At 57.6% G+C, this 14,145-nt stretch carries 13 protein-coding genes and 2 pseudogenes; 3 read left to right on the forward strand and 12 right to left on the reverse strand.

Going from position 1 to position 14,145, the window contains the following annotated elements:
- Positions 1-67: 67 nt before the first annotated feature.
- The 11 genes and pseudogenes from QDY28_RS24015 to QDY28_RS24065 all read right to left on the reverse strand — a co-directional run bounded on the left by QDY28_RS24015 (position 68) and on the right by QDY28_RS24065 (position 9,133).
- Positions 68-526, reverse strand: coding sequence for a hypothetical protein (locus tag QDY28_RS24015; protein WP_240535451.1), 459 nt, complete (start codon positions 524-526; stop codon positions 68-70).
- Entirely contained in the window at positions 523-1,143 is a 621-nt protein-coding gene (locus QDY28_RS24020) for a hypothetical protein (protein ID WP_065091792.1), read from the reverse strand. The genes QDY28_RS24015 and QDY28_RS24020 overlap by 4 nt, the downstream gene beginning before the upstream one ends.
- Positions 1,144-1,166: 23 nt before the next feature.
- On the reverse strand, positions 1,167-1,892 hold the full coding sequence (locus QDY28_RS24025) for a DUF5677 domain-containing protein (RefSeq protein WP_240535450.1): 726 nt from the start codon (positions 1,890-1,892) through the stop codon (positions 1,167-1,169).
- Positions 1,893-2,150: 258 nt separating this feature from the next.
- Positions 2,151-3,140, reverse strand: coding sequence for a hypothetical protein (locus QDY28_RS24030; RefSeq protein ID WP_065091793.1), 990 nt, complete (start codon positions 3,138-3,140; stop codon positions 2,151-2,153).
- A 6-nt stretch (positions 3,141-3,146) separates the two neighbouring features.
- Entirely contained in the window at positions 3,147-3,650 is a 504-nt protein-coding gene (locus QDY28_RS24035; RefSeq protein ID WP_004119886.1) for a hypothetical protein, read from the reverse strand.
- A 22-nt stretch (positions 3,651-3,672) separates the two neighbouring features.
- Positions 3,673-4,773, reverse strand: coding sequence for a helix-turn-helix domain-containing protein (locus tag QDY28_RS24040; RefSeq protein WP_004119883.1), 1,101 nt, complete (start codon positions 4,771-4,773; stop codon positions 3,673-3,675).
- A 12-nt stretch (positions 4,774-4,785) separates the two neighbouring features.
- Positions 4,786-5,409: a hypothetical protein gene (locus QDY28_RS24045; protein ID WP_004119881.1), complete on the reverse strand. Its 624-nt coding sequence runs from the start codon at positions 5,407-5,409 to the stop codon at positions 4,786-4,788.
- Between the two features lie 85 nt (positions 5,410-5,494).
- Positions 5,495-6,571: pseudogene (locus QDY28_RS24050) on the reverse strand (RHE_PE00001 family protein); the annotation flags it as partial.
- Between the two features lie 260 nt (positions 6,572-6,831).
- A complete protein-coding gene (locus QDY28_RS24055) occupies positions 6,832-7,761 on the reverse strand; it encodes a TRADD-N-associated membrane domain-containing protein (protein ID WP_004119876.1) in 930 nt (309 codons plus the stop codon).
- A gap of 71 nt (positions 7,762-7,832) precedes the next feature.
- Positions 7,833-8,759, reverse strand: coding sequence for a hypothetical protein (locus QDY28_RS24060; protein WP_065091794.1), 927 nt, complete (start codon positions 8,757-8,759; stop codon positions 7,833-7,835).
- A complete protein-coding gene (locus QDY28_RS24065) occupies positions 8,756-9,133 on the reverse strand; it encodes a Rap1a/Tai family immunity protein (RefSeq protein WP_004119872.1) in 378 nt (125 codons plus the stop codon). The genes QDY28_RS24060 and QDY28_RS24065 overlap by 4 nt, the downstream gene beginning before the upstream one ends.
- 510 nt (positions 9,134-9,643) lie before the next feature.
- Here QDY28_RS24065 and QDY28_RS24070 point away from each other — a divergent pair.
- The 3 genes and pseudogenes from QDY28_RS24070 to QDY28_RS24085 all read left to right on the forward strand — a co-directional run bounded on the left by QDY28_RS24070 (position 9,644) and on the right by QDY28_RS24085 (position 13,759).
- Positions 9,644-10,003, forward strand: coding sequence for a hypothetical protein (locus QDY28_RS24070; protein ID WP_065091795.1), 360 nt, complete (start codon positions 9,644-9,646; stop codon positions 10,001-10,003).
- Between the two features lie 167 nt (positions 10,004-10,170).
- Positions 10,171-11,840, forward strand: a pseudogene (locus QDY28_RS24080) (IS66 family transposase).
- 218 nt (positions 11,841-12,058) lie between these two features.
- The gene (locus tag QDY28_RS24085; RefSeq protein WP_065091798.1) at positions 12,059-13,759 is read left to right on the forward strand and encodes an IS66 family transposase; all 1,701 of its coding nucleotides are present in this window, start codon (positions 12,059-12,061) and stop codon (positions 13,757-13,759) included.
- Positions 13,760-13,765: 6 nt separating this feature from the next.
- Here QDY28_RS24085 and QDY28_RS24090 read toward each other — a convergent pair whose 3' ends face one another.
- Positions 13,766-14,104 carry a hypothetical protein gene (locus tag QDY28_RS24090; protein ID WP_065091799.1) on the reverse strand — a complete coding sequence of 113 codons (339 nt, stop codon included), beginning with the start codon at positions 14,102-14,104 and terminating at the stop codon, positions 13,766-13,768.
- Between the last annotated feature and the right edge of the window lie 41 nt (positions 14,105-14,145).

Raw genomic sequence — 14,145 nt, forward strand, 5'->3', positions numbered from 1 at the left:
TCTGTATCACTGAACATTTTTATATATAATCATATGTCAATCAGCCATGATGACTCATCATACCGGCCTAGCTTCTGTAGCCGCCCATGAGGGCGCGCAACATATCGGCCTGTGCAGACCCTGCCGGCATCGTATCCACTGTGAAAGGGACATTGATATAGGCCTGCCCGTCAGGTTGCGGCTGCGCATGCACGCCGAATTCCTCAAAAAGCCGGTAACCGACCGCCCCGACATCGATCAGCGCATCATAGCTCGGCCACTCACCACGCGTATCCCATAGGCCGCGCAGCTGCTCCACCAGCCGGCCGATCGCCCTGACCAAAGCCTGATCCTCGGTCGGCAATTCTGGCGCCACCTCGCAGAGGTTGTCGGATTCGTTCATCCCGTCCAGATGGCCGAACAGGTAGGATGCGATCCGCAAGGGCTCAAGAATGACAATACCGACTTCCTGAAAGACCCGCACCACATTGCCATGCAGGCGATAGGACCGGATGGCATCGTGCGCCCTGCCGCGGCAATCCTTCAACCGAACGGCCAAATTGTCGCGGAAACGGGCTTCCTCGTTGACCGCGAACCCCGCCGACAAACGGCAGACCGCATATTCACCCCGGCAGGCTTCGGCGAAGTGCTGCTCGTGATCGCGGATGAAATGCCCGGTCGGCGGACGAAAATGGATGCCTGGAATTGGTCCTCGCGAAAGGCGATTTCTTCGACATGTGCGCATTCATGGGCGATGATGGCAATGGCCGTGCGGAAATCCTCTTCATCGCGATCGGCCCCCTCGAGCACAATCGGGCATACCGGACCCGCGGACAAAACGATATGTGTCTTCACGGCGTCGCCACGCATGACCACGACACTCTTTCCGACGCCGGCCAGGCCCTCGTCATTGGTGCGGCTCAACGGCGCCAGCCCTTCGACGCCCCGATCGAGGTCGCGCAGCGCCTCGTCGTAATCGACCGCTACGGTCACACCGTCGAGCGCGCTGATATCGATATATTCCCCGACCTCGCGCAGAATGTGGAACATCTGCTGCCCGAGGCATTCGGCGCCGTACTGGTTGGTGATGCCCTGTACCGTCACCTGAATCTGCGGAAGCGTGGAGGCAGGCACCTCTTGTCGCGGCGTGTCGCTCGTATCCATATTAGCCCCTCTCTCCCCTCACCTCATGCGGTTTCACCCAGCTGCGCCTGCCCGCCGGCGGCAAGCACCTTATAGCGGGCATGCAGGTTATAGAATGCTTCGTCGCCCACCATGGTGAGTATCATGCGCACAAGGCTGAAGACGCACAGCAAAACGGAGAGGCCGAGTATGTTCAGCGTCTCCTGCAGCTCGTCTTCCTCCAGCAGAGGATCGAGGCTGAACAATGCGGTCCCGTCCGGCAGGAACGAACGATGCCGTAATAGCGAGCTGTAGGTGACATGTGCCGTGTCGGCCGAGATCTCACGATACATGTGCGCCATGCGCGGGAACTGGCTGTCCTTGCTCAGGTCACTCGGCTTGAGCTGCGCGCCCTTCTTGTCATTCAGGAATTCCTGCAGCAGCTTATGCGAGCCGGCATCAAGGTCCGTCTGCATGTCCTTTAACGCCTTGGCTCTCGACCATTTACTCGTGGCTTCGTCATCCTTGAGCGCCTGCAAATAGTCAGGCTTGCGGCACGCTGCATCCATATGGATCGCGCATTCGACGACCTTGCGGCAGGTACTGCGCACATCGAGCACCTTGTCATGCTCAGCGAGCAACAATGCCGTGTCGAACAATGTCAGGGCACGGGCGAACAGCGCGAATTTCACGAACAGCAGTTCGGGCTCTTCGCCTTCCGGCGCATCGAAGCTGTCCACGTCCGCGAGCTTCGCCGAGCCATGCGGAAATCCCTCATCCATTGCAGCCATGCTTCATTTATCTGGGGCTGATCATCATTCATGCGATTCTTCCTGGTTGCCACCGGTACATGTGGAGTCAAATAGCTATCCGGAGGATAATCCCACCGCCAAATGGTTCGGCGGAATGCGATGCGACTATGCGATAATCAGGAAGTCGGCAGCCGTCAGCGCCAAACCTTTGTCGAGAGAGGCGAACTGGACCGCAGCAGCCTTTTCCGTACCGTCAGCCTGGTACTGGAGAGCACCCGTGTCTTTATATGGCCGTTCCTACATCGTGGCGAACGTGAACGGAATGCGGAAGCCGCAATTGCCGTGCTCATCCCATTGGAAGAAGAAGCCACCCTCGCCCAGCACATCGATGATGATCTCGCCGATCGGTGCGAATTCGCTTCGATCTTCCCATTGCCCGTACCTGGCCCACAGTTCTCTTAGCGCGGTGCGCAGCCTTTCGAAAAACGGCGCGAACCAATGCCCTCCCAGCGCCCTGCGAACCGCAGGCACATCGTCTATCGTCAAGCCGTGACCGTCCATATGGCCGAGCAGATAACTGCCGCTCGTCATCAGGTTCTGGTAATACCGCAGGACCTCGGAGAGTATTCGGTCATGGTCGTGATCGGTGCGATAGCGTCGGATACATTCGTTTGCCCGGTTCATCGTCTCGTCGAGATGGGTGATGAATGCATTGGTGTAATCCTGCAGAGGATCTCGGCCGAACGGGGCTGCGATGCGGCAAGCCGCATACTCATCCCAGCAGGCGTTTTCGGCCTGCCCTTCGCAGGCATCTGCGGCATCATCGTAGATTTTTTTCAGCAGCGTATCGGGGAACGCCTTGTCAGTCGTCATGGCGAGTTCGACATGTGCGCATTCATGAGCGAGCAGATGCAGGGAATGGGCATAGTGCTCATCTTTCTCGTCCGGCAGTGAATAGATATAGGCAGCGTTCAGTACCAAATGCGATTTGAGAATACCGTCACGGATGACGCTCGGCGCCATCGCAACGCCTTCGACCAGCTCGGAGCTGGGCGTTAGGCGGTGGTCCGTCTCATATCCTCTATCGAGTGCGAGAAGCGCTTCCTTGTAATCGACGGCGATGGTGATGCCGTCCAGCCGCTCGAGATTGATGTAACGGCTCAACTCCCGCACATAATCGCCGACGCAATAGGCGAGCTTCTCGCCTGCTTTTTCTTCCATGCCTTGGACTGAAATACCAATGCTGGGCACGGTGATCGGTCGCTCTTCCTCGGTGGTCTCCGTCATGCTTCCTCACTCTGACTGCAAATGCGTCTTGGCCCAGACCAGCGCGCTCAACGCCCCTGCCCTTGCCTCTTCCACGGATGCGAATTCCTTGTTGCCGCTGCGGGTCGCACCGTTCTTGCGGTTCGTCACCACCACGCCAAAGCCTGCATTTTTAGGGAATACCGTCAGATTATACCCTTCGGTGTTGATGTAATCATTGCCCTTGGCCGAACGTTTCCATGAGCGCTCGGCCCATGTCCTACGGCGTTTGGCGAGGCTCCTTAATCCCCTCTCCCGTTCTTTCGGACGGACATAGTCCTCTTCCATATGTTCGGCACAGACGCAGTCAACGGCCAATGCTTCCGTGGTCTGGCCGTGCTCCATATAATGGACGTAGCGGATGGTGACGCTTTCGCACATTTCGCAAAGCTGGGAAGGCTCACCCAAATCCTCGATCCCGACACATGACCATCCCTTTTTGGGCACCCCAGCTTCGGACCATTTGCCATGACTCGTGTGATCCCTGGTCATCGCGTCCACTCAATCTTGACGTCTATTTCACGATACTGAGCTTTGAGCGTCGGACTTCACCACCCTCATTGTCGGTACCGTGCTGGGGCAGAATACAAAATAAAAGTCGTTCGACCTCAGTCATTGGAAGCGATAGCTCATCGGCAACGTCCACGAGACTTTTCCGCTCCGCCCAAAGCTGGGATAAAACCTTCCCCCATAGCACAGACGTTTCCCTGGGGATGCCATCAGGCTCGCTCGTGCGATAACCGCGTTTCCCAAGCTCGATACATATGGAACGGTATTGCCATTCGGAGAGCATGGGTCTGGTAAGATGTGCCAGTCGGTATGCCAGCGCCATTGCCGAGACGCGCCACCTTTTCTTCGCCCGTAAAATGAGATCAGCCGTTATAAGACGGGGCATTCTGACCCTAACGTCTTCCTCCGGCATTAGAAAGGCGGAAGCGAAGCGGTTTGCCTCCACCTCGGCCGTGCGTGTATCTTCGTCCGCGCCTGAGGTTTGGCCATGCCTGTGCAGGACCAAATGGCCCAGTTCGTGAGCCGCATCAAAAATACTACGCTCCGCCGATTTGAACGAATTCAGAAACACATACGCTTTGTCATTTTGCCAGAACGAGAATGCATCGACATTTGCGGTGGTTTCTTCTAGCCCCAGGACGCGGATGCCTTTGGCCTCCATCAGTTTCATCATGTTTGCGATGGGTTGGTAACTGAGGCCCCAGTGCTGGCGGAGAGCATCGGCGGCAGCTTCAGGTGTCAATTCCGGGTCGAAATGCGGCAAATCCAACGCCGGTAGATTGTATCGATTTTCAAGCCACTCATAGACTTCGACCCCGTTATCGCCGGCCGAAAGGGCAGCGTTTCGTTCTTTCGCGGTCATGCTCGACAGGCTGCGAAAGCTGACGATTTCTGCTGAAAGGAGTGCGGGGTCCTCCTTGAAGAAAAACTGCACGGGATAACCGAGAACCTCTGCGAGCTTCTCAAGTGTTCCAGAATCCGCCTGGTTCTGACCGGTTTCAAGCCGCGTGATTGTGACCGGCGATACGCCGGCCTTTTCTGCGAGTTCCTTCGCTGTCAGCTTCTGCCTTTTCCTGGCGAGGCTGAGTCTCTTTCCATTGAACATGATTGTTCGGCTTTATTTTCGACTGACGACGATATCCAGATCCGGATCGTTGGTCGGTTCATTGATGCCAAAATCGACCGCGTCCAGATCGCCACCCTCAATCAAAAATACGCGATCGATACAGCGAAGGAATTGGCCATTCTTCACCACAGGTAAGCTGAGTTCCATTGCGCCAAACTGATCGACCATCAGGTAATATGTTTTGTGGTCTCCATGAAACTTGACCACGCTGATAGGGAGGTCGATACCGGCAGCTTCAAACATATCGCCACAAGCCACGCGCTCGGAGCCAGCGCCTTTTCGAGACCGCGCTCTAGGATCCGCTTTGCGGCAGGCTTGATTGACATTTACAAAGAGAACTCGAAGCTTGAGGACGTCATTGCGGATGCCTTCCACACCTTCCTCGCTAAAGATCTCCCAATTTCCACCGAGGTTTTCGGCTCGAAGGCCCTTCACTCCGTCCATATACGCGAACATGCCGGCGGCATTGGTGGGATGCAGTGGTGAGGCAGTCGCAGCAGCAGCAAGTGCGTGATGACCTGCCGCGATCAATTTCTCACGCTCAAGTTCCAGACGAGCAAGGTAAAGGTCGCCAATCTCAGGATCAGTGATTGTCTTTGGGCTGATATTTTCCATGCCGCCTACTCATGTTAATGTTCTCTACCTCATTTGTGGAGGAAAAAATTAACATGGTCAAGCTAGAAGAATGTATTCGGCTAATTCACAGGACGCTCCAGGCGCGAAACCTCCCCCGCCCCGTCATCTCGCGCAATCCGAGCTCGCCAACGATCCGCCGCGCCGCCTGCGGCGTGACGCCCAGCGTCGTTACGACCATCTTAGCCGACACCAGCGGTTTCGCCATCACCAGCTCGACCAGCTCCGGCAGTTTTGACGACGTCCGGCGCCCGTCCAGTTTTCGGTCCATCATCGTTTTCACCAGCGTCAGCCGATCATGCTCTTTCAGCCCGATCTCGGCGGCCGCGACCAGTCCATGGGCGATGGCGAGCAGCCGGGTTTCTCGATCGCGATGTCGGCGCCGATCGACGGGAATGGTTTTTAGTCCGAGATTGATGGCTGCGAGATGTGCGGCCGTGGTGACACCGGCCTGGCGGAGGATCGAGGCGGCCAACAGTCGTCCAAGCCAGGGCGCGTGCTGCAGCACCGCAATCTCGTTCCAGGCATCGAGGGCGACAATCGCCTGCAGCACCGCCGGCAGATCATCGGTCTGCCTCAACACGTTGCGCCACTCGCCCAGCCGCGCGTCCTCGTCCCAATCGAGATCGTAGATCATGGGATCTTTTTCTTGCGCGCCGGCCCGTCCGGACCGTGCGTTCTCGATCGCCGCCTCGGACCGGGCCAGCAGCGCATCAATGGCGGCATAATCGACGCCAGGCAGATCTTTGGCGTCGTCAGCATCGTCCCCCTCCCCTATCGGCTCGACAGCGACAGGCCGCTTGGCGGCGGCGCCCGACTCAGCATCATCGGCCCTGACCGATGTCACATCCGAGGTTTGCCTGAGCGTGCGAATGCCGTCGGGCGACAGTGCCCAGACCGGTGGTTGCGCGGCAATGCGTCGCCGGGTGCGCAACGCGTCGCGGGCGATTGTCAGTTCATGGGTGGGTGTGCGAATATCGCGGGTGTCGTCGTGGAGGACGAGGTCTTCGAGGTGAACAAGTTCGCCGTCGATCCACAGCGAGGCGCAGGCGTCGGCAAAGTGCGACCGTTCGATCCACCCCTGTCCGACCGCGGAGCGGGCGATGCGCTCGTCGAGACGCGCCAACTCAATGCCGGCTCGAAAAGTGTGGCTTCTACTTTGTTATTTCAAATGGGAAAACTTCATATGTCTGTTAGGTTTAGCCGATAAATGAAGGGCGATTTTCCGCTAACGATTTCACTGAAACGTCTCTTTGCCAAAACGATTTCAAGATCGAACATCAATGTCGGCTCGCTCGATCGAGGGAGAGCAGTGGTCGGCGTCGTCAAAGGCGTGCCGCGCTTATGCAAAGGTGCGACGTGCAGCTTCATCACGCTGGCAAGCATTACGCGTAGTCGGTCGCGCTACTCGGCGGCTGGCTCGGGTTGCGTTCTGGTGCGCCTTGCCGCTGGCTTCTTTGCCGCTGGGTCCGGAAGGTAAGCGGGCGCGGTCGTGCTGCGTTCCGCTACAATGAATATCAGCCTGTCCACGGCCTTCGCCCTTTCCTTTCCCTCTGGCAAGGACTCGGCAAGATGGATTGCCAAAAGCGTGTCCTGCATTTGCGCCAGACGGGAGAAGAAGAAATTAAGCTGAATCAGGCTTCGGTTATAGAGATAGAAATAGCCTCCGCCGATGAATTGAAGCAGTACACCCGCTAAGGGAACGATATATGCCGTCCCATCGCTTCGGCCCGAGGAGAACGCCCACCACGTACCCCCAATGATCGTCCCGAAACCGGCAACGATGGCGGTCAGGCTGGCAGTGTAACTCCTGCGCGCCTGACTTTTGTTCATGATGTAGTATTCGATCAGCTGACGGAGGTTCGCTTTGATGCCCTGAATAATGTCGTCGTCGGACTTGGCAGCGCTTTCGGTTTGCGGCGCCATCTTGGCATCGCCGCCCGCGCCTCCAGACTGCGCGTCGAGCAAGGGAGTGAAGCTGGATGCCCACGCCCTGAGAAGCTGGTCGTCGCTGTCACGATCTACGATTGCCTTGAGCTTATCACGGTCGATCACGCTGAAAGCGACCATCACGAGCATGAACAGGGCGAAGACGACCCCTATAGTGATGCCCGGCTGAAGGTCGTGCGGCTTATATTCATAGCCTTGCACGAACACGTGGCTTGTTGCCAAATAGAAGACGACATAGAAGCTTCCGGCAATGGTCAAAATGGAAATGATTGCGACCGCCCAGCGAACCTTCGGCGAGTACCGAAGGACTTCAACGATTACGAGGATGACGGTAAGAATAAGCTGATACATGAAGCCCCCGCCGAACAAATTCGCGACAGTCATCTGTACTCTCTCAACCTTTACGAATCGTGCCTATACAACCCTGGCGCGGAATAAATCGAGCGGGCGCGTCGTCACTTCAATGGCGGCAGCGTCATGCCCTTAATGCTATCGGCCACGGTCGGCCGCTTCCGCTTCCCGTCCGCGTAGGGATCTGGCAGAGCCCGTGCGGCCTTCTTCACGGCCTCGATGTCATAGCCGACCGGACGGCCAAGCAGGAACGTCTCCACAAATCGGTCAACAAGCGACTGGTCTGCCAAAAGATTGGCTTTGACCGCCTTGCGGAAGGACGCGATATCCGAACCATTGGTCAGGTAGCCCAGATTCCGTGCCTCGGTGAGGTGCTCATCAACCCTCTTCTGAACGCCCTTGCCCATGCAAAATGCACGGACGTAACGCACTAGCGACGTGAACAGCAGCTCCTCGCTATGCATGAGGAGCAGCTTGTCTTTCAGGACTGCTCGGAACGCACCGATAAGCTCGCTCTTCTCGAAGACGTGCCGGTAAAACCGGACCACAGAATCCTCCGCATCGCCTGCCGTAACTTTGTTTTGGGGCGCGGCCAATATGTAGAATGGCGCGCGGGTCGTGACATGAATTTCTTTCACGAGATGAAAGCTGAAACAGGCCAGCGAGATGACGCACAGGTTATTGGCCGTGGCTATGTTGATCGCGCGCAGTCTCTCTGTGATCTCGGCCCAGCTGCAATCCTCGTTCGAGGCGACGATATGAATACCCATGTCCTCATCGCCATGGGTATCGAAATGGATGATCGGCAGCAGGCCGTCTTCAACCACCTTCGCCACATAATCCAAGAATCCCAGAAGATCAGCGGCGCTCTTCGGCTCAAATTTCATGAAGAAGATCTGGTTGGCCTGCAACAAGGGTTCCAAATCTTCGAGGACGCGGAGGGTCACCCCGTGCTCGCTCTCATGCAGGGACGTGATCCAGATCACGGAATTTACGCTCACATGGGATTGGATAGTCGCGGTCTTGGTCATTGGTCGCAAGGCCATGCAGCTTTATAGGGAGCCATCAACGAACGCTCGGCCGGCCAGGTTCCCTTCTCGGGATGCGTCGTCACCCAGTCGCAGCCAATCACGATGGCGCGGGCGACATTGGCGCCCTTCGGGATGCAGAATTTCCCGAGAATGCTCTCCCGAGCGATCCCGAGCATTTGCTCGTCCTTCATGCCCATCTTAACGACGCTATCGAATACAATCTCATCCTCGCGCCATTTCTCCATGAAGCCCATGACGTAATTTCCGGCAAGTGTGATGCTGCTCTTGCAGTCGCGCGCCAAATCCTGGGCCATCATAGCATTGGCGCCGGTCGCAAAAAGGGCGGCTGCAGCCGCCAGTATCATCCGTTTCATGATCTTCCCCAACCCAAGTTGGGGGCAGATTATCGAGTGCAACCGGTAACTGCAACAGGGTCAATTCGCTTGCTTCCCTTGGTTTTTCTTCACGTACCCGTGGCCGTGCGCAGTTGTCCGATGCACCTCGAGCTTGACGCCAAGACCGCCCTGCTCGCGCTGACGCAGTTCAATGGTAAAGAACTTTCGGTACCGTCCTTTGATGGGCGCGGCGATGAAAAGTGCATGTTCCACCGCCGATTGGGATGAAAATCGGAATTGCTAAGTGGTGGCGCAGCCAATGGAAACGGCGCATCTTTCTTTCATCACCGAGCTAGTGCCGGAGCCGCCAAGCCACCGTCCTCATGGGAGTTGATGGCCGCCGGTCTGCAACGCGACCGCATGAGCCGCGACGACGGCAACCGAGCATCTTGAGGAGCAGGTTCGGACGCTGAATCAGGGACGGCGACAAATGTAACTCATCTTATATTTTCCACGCGTCGGGCATTCCGCCCTTAGAAAGGACCTGACATGCATGAAATTTATCAGAACGGAAAGCCGATCGGCCTCACTTTCAGCGACCGCGAGGTGGCCAAAGCCATAGCCCGCGACATGCAGAGGGAGGGCGCCAAAAACGTCGAAGTGCGGCCGTTTAAGCGCCGAAATCACTGGTATAATTGGCGCGCAAACGGGCGCAACGTGGCGTCTTATCTCGCCTCGTTACGCCCTGCCGCGCCACTTAGGAGGCCTTGTGATCCCGATAGAGCAATACTTATCTGGTCAGAGGCGGTACAAAATCTGATCGTTCCAGAAACCATCGAGGCTACACAACTCCCCACGCCCGGAACCTCCCCTCCCTACCATCTGCATATCAATGAAATTCTTAGCTAAAAGCGACACCAAATCTGCCCCACTTGTCTCCTTTTATCGTACGTGGGGCACATTCGGTGGCAGCGTTTCGGTGAGCGAGCATAGAAGTGTGCATAACCTCGCACTTTGAGCGTTGATCGCGAGCGTGGGGATTCTCTTGCTGGGGCAAATCATGATTCGATTCTGTCATGACGAAACGGCTCCCCTCCCCCGAGCATGCCGACACGCTTTCGCTAAAGGCGTTGCGCAGTTTGGTGACGGGTCTGCTGGAGCGGTCGCAGCAGGCAGAAGCCCGACTTGAGAAGCTTGAGGCCGAGACCATCCAGCTTCGCGAGGAAAATGCGGCCCTTCGGCTCGAGAACACCCGCCTGAAACTCGACAACCAGCTGCTGCGCGACGAGATTGCGCGATTGAAGAACCTGCCGCCGCGCCACCGTTTCGCTCCTCCGGTATGGACAAGGCGACGGACGCTGCACTCGGCAATAAGCCGACGAGTAAGAAGAAGCCACGCGGCGCAAAGTTGGATGTGAAACGGGTGAGCCGGCAGGAGATCCTGCGCGTCGATGCTCCGGCCGGCTGGCGCTTCAAGGGGTACAAAAGCTTTTGCGTTCGCGACCTGGTGCTCAAGGCCGAACTCGTGCACTACCGTCGTGAATGCTGGGTAACCCCCAATGGAAAGACGGTGCTGGCAGCCTTGCCAGCGGGGATTATGGGTGGCTATGGCGCCAACCTCAGACGGCTGTGCCTGATGCTCCACGCACACGGACAGGTAACGAGCGCGCGGCTGACGACATTGCTGAATGATATCGGTCTCGACATCTCCAAGCGCCAGATGGTGCGGCTTCTAACGAAAGAGCTGGATGGCTTTGTCGCCGAGGATGCGGCGGTGTTGCATGCCGGCTTGGTGTCGTCGTCTTACGTCACGGTCGACGACATTGGCGCACGGCATCCCCATAATAACTGTTACGCCACACACATCGGCGGCCCGAATTTTACTGTCTTTCGCACCACAAAATCGAAGTCCCGCCTGAATTTCCTGTCGCTACTGCGCGGCAATTACCAGGATTATGTGCTCAACGATGCCGCGTTCGATTACCTGAAAGAACGCCGTGCGGATGCGGCCATTACTGCCGGACTTCGCGCTCTTGAACCGCAGCGCTTCTGCAATCAGGTGCCGTTCATGGCGCATCTGGCCGACAAGGGTATCGACATCTTCGACCGGCAGGAGATCGGCACGCATGCCGAGGCCGGCCTGTGGGGTTCTATCCGTCACCACGGCCTGATGGGCAACACGGTGATCGTGTCCGACGACGCCGGCCAGTTCCGCGTCGGCAATCACGCGCTGTGCTGGGTTCATGCCGAACGTCTTCTGCAAAAGCTGATGCCAGGAACCGCAAAAGAGGAGCGGTCGCTCACCATGGCCCGCGATCTCGTCTGGCGTTTCTACAAGGCGCTGAAAGCCTACAAGCAGAACCCTTCCCCGCGGGCCGTTCCGGCCTTCCGACGACGGTTCGACCGAATCTTCAGCCTGCGCACCGGTTATGAGGCACTCGACAAGCTGCTTGAGCGGCTGCATCGAAGGAAGACCGAGCTGCTGAAGGTGCTCGATCATCCCGAGATTCCGCTGCATACCAATGCATCCGAAAATGATCTGCGGAGTTTTGTCACGAAGCGAAAGATCTCCGGCGGCACGATGAGCCGCGATGGCCGTGTTGCGCGCGACGTCATGCTTGGTCTTATGAAAACCTGCCAGAAGCTTGGGCTATCCTTTTACCACTATCTCGGTGACCGGCTTGGTATCGGCAACGTCGGCCAACCGGTTCCGCCCCTGTCGGCGATCATTCTCGCTCGGGCTTGAGCACTTGGGGCCGCTTCGGCTCGGCTGCGCCACCACCGTTGCCCAATGAACCGGCACCGCCACCAAATCTGCCCCACTTACCCTCTTATGTAAGTGGGGCATTTTGGTTGGCGGGCTCTCTCCGAAGGGCATAGAGAAGTGTGCATAAGGGCTTGGTCTGCGAGTTGATTTCCAGCGTTGGGATTCCGCGGGCGGAGCAAATCAGATTCAGTCTCGACATGGCAAAGAGACGGCTCCCCTCACCTGAGCATGCCGATACGCTTTCACTGAAGGCGTTGCGAAGTTTGGTGACTGGTCTGCTGGAACGAGCTGAACAGGCTGAAGTTCGCCTCGCGAAACTTGAATCCGAGAACGTAGCCCTTCGCGCAGAAAACGCGGAGCTCCGCCTGGAAAACACCCGCCTGAAGGTCGAAAACCAACTGCTGCGCGACGAGATCGCCCGACTGAAGAGCTTGCCGCCGCGACCGCCGTTTCGCCCGTCCGGCATGGACAAGGCAACTGATATCAAATCCGGCGACAAACAGGCGAGCAAGAAGAAGCCGCGCGGCCCGAAGCTCGATGTGAAGCGGGTCAGCCGGGAAGAGATTTTACGTGCAACCATTCCGGCCGGTTCGCGGTTCAAAGGCTATAAAGGTTGTTTCGTGCGGGAATTGGTGCTGTCGGCCGAGCTCGTGCATTATCGCCGCGAGTGCTGGATCACACCTGATGGGAAGACGGTGATCGCACCGTTGCCGACGGGAATTATGGGCGGCTACGGACCGAACCTCCGGCGGCTCTGCCTGATGTTGCACGCGCAGGGGCAAGTGACGACGGGGCGGCTGATGACGTTGCTAAATGATATCGGCATCGAGATCTCGAAACGCCAGGTCGTTCGCCTTCTGACCAAAGAGCTGGATGGGTTTGTTGCCGAGGACGCGGCGGTGCTGCATGCCGGCCTGGTGTCGTCCACTTATGTCACGGTCGACGACACCGGTGCCCGCCATGCTCATGATAATTTTTACACCACCCAAATCGGGGGTGAGCATTTTACCGTCTTCCGAACGACGAAATCGAAATCGCGACTGAACTTCCTGTCGCTGCTGCGCGGCAACTACCAGGACTATGTCCTCAATGACGCAGCGTTCGACTATCTGGAAGAGCGCCGTGGCGATCCAGGCCTCGTTGCCAGACTGCGCACTTTCGAGCTGCAAGGCTTCTGCAATCAGGTACCATTCCTGGAATATTTGGCCGGCAAGGGCATCGATATTTTCGACAGGCAGGGGATCGGGGTCCTGGCCGAAGCCGGTCTCTGGGGTTCCATCCGCCATCACGGTCTTCTGGGCGACATGGTGATTGTCTCCGACGATGCCGGACAGTTCCGGGTTGGCAATCATGCCCTGTGCTGGGTCCATAGCGAGCGCCTTCTGCAAAAGCTGATGCCGGCAAAGCCAAAGGAGGCGCGATCGGTCGCGCTTATCCGCGATCTCGTCTGGCGATTCTACAAGATGCTGAAGGTCTGGAAACAAAAGCCTTTATCACAGGCAATCCCGGGCTTCCGACGACGGTTCGACAGGATCTTTACCCTGCGTACCGGCTATGATGCCCTCGACGCATTGCTGGTGCGGTTGCACCGCCGCAAAGCCGAACTGCTGCGCGTGCTCGAGCGACCAGAAATCCCGTTACACACCAACGCGTCAGAGAATGATCTGCGCAGTTTCGTCACCAAGCGAAAAATCTCCGGCGGTACGATGAGCCGGGACGGCCGTGTTGCGCGCGACACCATGCTCGGTCTGATGAAGACCTGCCAAAAGCTCGGACTGTCCTTTTACCACTATCTCGGCGACCGGTTCGGCATCCCAGCGTCATCGCCTGCCATGATCGCGTCGCACTGCGGCCAGGCCATCCCGCCGCTGGCAGGCCTTGTCGCCGCAAAAGCCTGAGTGCTGCTATCTGGTGCCGGGCTTCGTAAACGGCACGACACGGCCGTCTTTGGACGCCTCTCCATCGAGACCATGGCGGCCCACAAGCGTCAGCAATGACGGCGAGACATTCCAGTGCTTCTCATCGTCGGTATGAACCGTCACCGTCTTGCGATTGCGTCGGATGACGATGCCCCTGATCGCTCTTCCATCCGGCCCTTCGAACGTTACGCCGCTGCCGATCTTGATCTCTTGCAGGGCAGCCGCGGTCTTTTGCTGATGCAGGAAGTGGAGCCGCTCGACGATGCGTCCATGCAGTTCCATCAGCGTTGCTTCGTCGAGCCCCTCGATATCGATCCCGCCCATTGTGCTGCTCCCCGTCTCTCATCCTGATCGCGTCTTATGCT

This window comes from Rhizobium sp. BR 362, from assembly GCF_036528765.1.
Taxonomy (GTDB): domain Bacteria; phylum Pseudomonadota; class Alphaproteobacteria; order Rhizobiales; family Rhizobiaceae; genus Rhizobium.

Excerpts from the sequence above, each read along its gene's own strand:
- QDY28_RS24020 (WP_065091792.1), bottom strand. The coding sequence starts at position 1,143 with ATGGATACGAGCGACACGCCGCGACAAGAGGTGCCTGCCTCCACGCTT.
- QDY28_RS24025 (WP_240535450.1), bottom strand. The coding sequence starts at position 1,892 with ATGGCTGCAATGGATGAGGGATTTCCGCATGGCTCGGCGAAGCTCGCG.
- QDY28_RS24030 (WP_065091793.1), bottom strand. The coding sequence starts at position 3,140 with ATGACGGAGACCACCGAGGAAGAGCGACCGATCACCGTGCCCAGCATT.
- QDY28_RS24035 (WP_004119886.1), bottom strand. The coding sequence starts at position 3,650 with ATGACCAGGGATCACACGAGTCATGGCAAATGGTCCGAAGCTGGGGTG.
- QDY28_RS24040 (WP_004119883.1), bottom strand. The coding sequence starts at position 4,773 with ATGTTCAATGGAAAGAGACTCAGCCTCGCCAGGAAAAGGCAGAAGCTG.
- QDY28_RS24045 (WP_004119881.1), bottom strand. The coding sequence starts at position 5,409 with ATGGAAAATATCAGCCCAAAGACAATCACTGATCCTGAGATTGGCGAC.
- QDY28_RS24055 (WP_004119876.1), bottom strand. The coding sequence starts at position 7,761 with ATGACTGTCGCGAATTTGTTCGGCGGGGGCTTCATGTATCAGCTTATT.
- QDY28_RS24060 (WP_065091794.1), bottom strand. The coding sequence starts at position 8,759 with ATGACCAAGACCGCGACTATCCAATCCCATGTGAGCGTAAATTCCGTG.
- QDY28_RS24065 (WP_004119872.1), bottom strand. The coding sequence starts at position 9,133 with ATGAAACGGATGATACTGGCGGCTGCAGCCGCCCTTTTTGCGACCGGC.
- QDY28_RS24070 (WP_065091795.1), top strand. The coding sequence starts at position 9,644 with ATGCATGAAATTTATCAGAACGGAAAGCCGATCGGCCTCACTTTCAGC.
- QDY28_RS24085 (WP_065091798.1), top strand. The coding sequence starts at position 12,059 with ATGGCAAAGAGACGGCTCCCCTCACCTGAGCATGCCGATACGCTTTCA.
- QDY28_RS24090 (WP_065091799.1), bottom strand. The coding sequence starts at position 14,104 with ATGGGCGGGATCGATATCGAGGGGCTCGACGAAGCAACGCTGATGGAA.